General features: G+C 33.3%; 3 protein-coding genes. 1 reads left to right on the forward strand and 2 read right to left on the reverse strand.

What is annotated here, in order from left to right; genetic code table 11:
- Positions 1-312: 312 nt before the first annotated feature.
- Complete coding sequence (locus tag FOT98_RS20870; protein ID WP_046199669.1) at positions 313-546, reverse strand: hemolysin XhlA family protein; 234 nt, start codon at positions 544-546, stop codon at positions 313-315.
- A gap of 806 nt (positions 547-1,352) precedes the next feature.
- On the opposite strand from FOT98_RS20870, the gene FOT98_RS20875 reads away from it, so the two are divergent.
- Positions 1,353-1,853 carry a replication/maintenance protein RepL gene (locus FOT98_RS20875; RefSeq protein WP_001182216.1) on the forward strand — a complete coding sequence of 167 codons (501 nt, stop codon included), beginning with the start codon at positions 1,353-1,355 and terminating at the stop codon, positions 1,851-1,853.
- Positions 1,854-1,866: 13 nt separating this feature from the next.
- On the opposite strand, the gene mobV is transcribed toward FOT98_RS20875, so the two are convergent.
- Positions 1,867-3,111: a MobV family relaxase gene (mobV, locus tag FOT98_RS20880; RefSeq protein WP_000951644.1), complete on the reverse strand. Its 1,245-nt coding sequence runs from the start codon at positions 3,109-3,111 to the stop codon at positions 1,867-1,869.
- Positions 3,112-3,220 lie beyond the last annotated feature (109 nt).

The raw sequence follows: 3,220 nt of genomic DNA on the forward strand, positions 1-3,220 counted from the left end.
AATTTGGTCTAGCACGTTATACCAAATTTCATTTGGACGTGCTCTGCGAGGCTCTTTGGCTCCGCCAAGCCATGCTTTGCCTGGCAAAAAACAAACCTTGGGCTTTGCCCAAACCCACTGGGGAAACTCTTCCCCAGACCCCCTCAATCAAACTCCCCAACCCCTCAATCCTTGAGGGGCTCCCTCGCCGGTTAGCAGGAACAAACGATTGTTTGTTCAATGCCAAGAGGGTTTGGGTGTAGTACGGTTGGTCAAGTCAAATACTCCCTTCGCTTTGCTAGGTCCGTTTTGATTGACCAACACCCTTTTTTCCTATAACAGGTTTTTAGCTACTACACCAAGTACTCCTGTTAACAATCCGCTTATGATCAATCGTAAAATCCATGTAGTATTTGCACTAATTTTATCTAATTGTTTATTAATAGTTAAAACATCCTTTTCAGCTACTAATATTCTTACTTCTAAACTTTTCATATCATGTTGTATAGCTTTTAAATCTAGATTCATTTGATTAAAATCTTTTTCTAGTTCCTCCAATTTTGTCATATAACATACTTCTCCTTTTAAATTAATTTTAAATATATTATATGTATATGGTAATTAGAGAATAATGATATAAAAAGAGAACTCAAATCTATTATTAAGATTTAAGTTCTCTTTAAAGATAAGGGAATTATACGAAAGCGTAATATAGCATATGCTTATCCTTTTTAATATGCATCTAGCAAAAACACAGTTTCTATAAATGTGCTGTTCTAAGTTCATTCTCTCCTTGTTTTTGGGTGTGAGTGCTGGCTGGGGGTTTGGGGGCTAGCCCCCTGGATCTTAACGTAAATGAATATGGAATAAGCGGATTGTTTAGAACGATAGAGCAAGGCGGTTCGGCAGGTACAATTGCTAGTCCAAGTCGAACAATCTAAATCCTCGTTTTTGGTCTGTTCGGCTTGGCGACATGCTCACACCTGCCGAATTTCACTATGCAATAGCAAAAGAGTGGAGATTTTTTGAATGGTTTTCTCAAAAAATACTACTCGACTATTGCATAGTGAAAAGCCCTTTTAAATTTTATAAAATAATAGAATAGAAGGGAGAACATAGGTTGAACCGTTGATATGACTGGATTTCTAGGAAAATACTATAATTTGTGGGATTATAAGTTATAATTTGTGGGATTATAACCGTAATTTGTGGAGTTATATACCGTAATTTGTGGAGTTATAAATTAAATTTATTTTTTATATCATTTATAATTTGTGGGATTATAAATGTGAAATCCTATAAAAAATATTGCACTTTTAAAATACCCGATTTATAATTTAATTAAATTATAAATCGGGTAGGAGGTAGATTTGATGCAACCGGAAAGACCCTTGAAAAAAGTTTCTAAAGTTACAAAAAATAAAATAATAGATATAAATACTGGTGAAATTCAAGAAGAAGAAGAAATTATAAATGCTTATATCGACAAAGAACCAGACTACGTAAAAATATATTTAAAAGATATTGTAGCCTTAAATGATTTACCTAAAGGTTTAGATAGAGTTATTAACGTTTTATTAAAAGTAATGTCTTATGACAATATGATCATTCTAAATAGCTTTATAAAAAAACAAATGGCACAAGAACTAGGATATAAAACAGTACAAGTTCTTAATAACAACATCAACAAACTTGTAAATGCAGAAATTCTTTTTAGAAAAGGTACTGGTACATATCAAGTAAATGCTCGTTATTTTGGTCGTGGCCATTGGCACGATATACAAGAAATCCGATTACAACAAGTCTATTCAACTAAAGGAAGAGAGCTTAAAACAGAAATAACATACAAAAACGACGAACCGTCTCAGAATTAATTCTGAGACGGTTTTAACGTTCCATGTTATATCCACGTTGTTTCTTAATTTCTTTCTTATATTCACAATCAAATTGATTATCTACACCTTTTATATCCAATTCATTCTTAACAAGTCCTCTAAACGCTTTAAAATGCTCTCCAAGGACTTTTTTCGTATTGTGGTATAAAACCTTTACATTTTCCTTTAAATCTTTTACATGGGCTTTTAACGAGCTTATTTCCTTACGTAATTCTCTATTCTTCTCATACAAATCTGTATTCTCATTAATAGCTTTAACATAACCATCGGCTAAACTATCAACTCTATCATGTAATTCTTTGTTTTCTTTAACTAAATCTGTACGCTGCAAACGCTCATAATCTTCCTTTACGAAATTTGCATCGCTTAGAACTTTTTGCATCCTTCTCATTTCACTATCAGAAACAATCCAATTCCCAGTTTCTGTAGTTACTGTTTCTGATTTTAAAAAACCTGTTTTTACAACCTCTGTTTTTTTCTCTTTTCCTTTTACTTTGATATTAATTTTTGAAGGGAGTGCTTCACTCAAATTCAGAAACTCATTTTTTTTACTTTCCAATTCTTTATCTAATGATTGAATTTTCCCCTCTAACTCTCTTTCTTTGACCTTTACTTCCGCATCCATTACATCTTTTTGTTTCTGTATTTCTTCAGAATACCTTTTCAAATCTTTAACCGTATCAACGCCAATCGTTTTATCGTTTAAAATACCTTCTTTGTAGATTTGTGGTATTTCTTTTTTCAAAAACTCATCTAAATCTTGGTGAAATGTTTTTAAATCTTTTCTTGTTAAAACTTCTTTAGCTGAAACCTTTGCCTGTTGCTTTTTCTCGTCCCAAACAACAGGCATAAAAGCAAAATGCATATGCGGTCTTGTTTCGTCATTATGTACATTGGCTGACAACACATTTTTTTCACCACCATAACGGTTCGCTAAAAATTCATAGGTTTTCTCAAAAAATTCACGTTGTTCCTTCTCAGAAGCATCTTTCAAACTTTCCGGTAATGTAACAGCCCAATCTGCACAGACTTTTACATCTTTTCGATTCAAGCAATGCACTTCACTTAACCGATCATTCATGCGTGAAAGTGTATCTCCTTCTTTTTCACATAAATCATAATTCAAATGTGACCGTTCATTATCAATGTCTTGATTCGAATGATTTTCTGTTTTTCTGTCCCAGTGGATGGACAATCCTTGAACATTTCCTTTTGCATATTTTTGAACGTGAGCCATGAGCAAGACCCCCCCTTTTGGTAACTAGTTTAACATGGGGATAGAAGAAAAACCAAATTTGGTCTAGCACGTTATACCAAATTTCATTTGGACGTGCTCTGCGAGGCTC

This window comes from Bacillus sp. HY001 (assembly GCF_007558965.1).
Taxonomy (GTDB): Bacteria; Bacillota; Bacilli; order Bacillales; family Bacillaceae_G; genus Bacillus_A; species Bacillus_A mobilis.

Excerpts from the sequence above, each read along its gene's own strand:
- mobV (WP_000951644.1), bottom strand. The coding sequence starts at position 3,111 with ATGGCTCACGTTCAAAAATATGCAAAAGGAAATGTTCAAGGATTGTCC.
- FOT98_RS20870 (WP_046199669.1), bottom strand. The coding sequence starts at position 546 with ATGACAAAATTGGAGGAACTAGAAAAAGATTTTAATCAAATGAATCTA.
- FOT98_RS20875 (WP_001182216.1), top strand. The coding sequence starts at position 1,353 with ATGCAACCGGAAAGACCCTTGAAAAAAGTTTCTAAAGTTACAAAAAAT.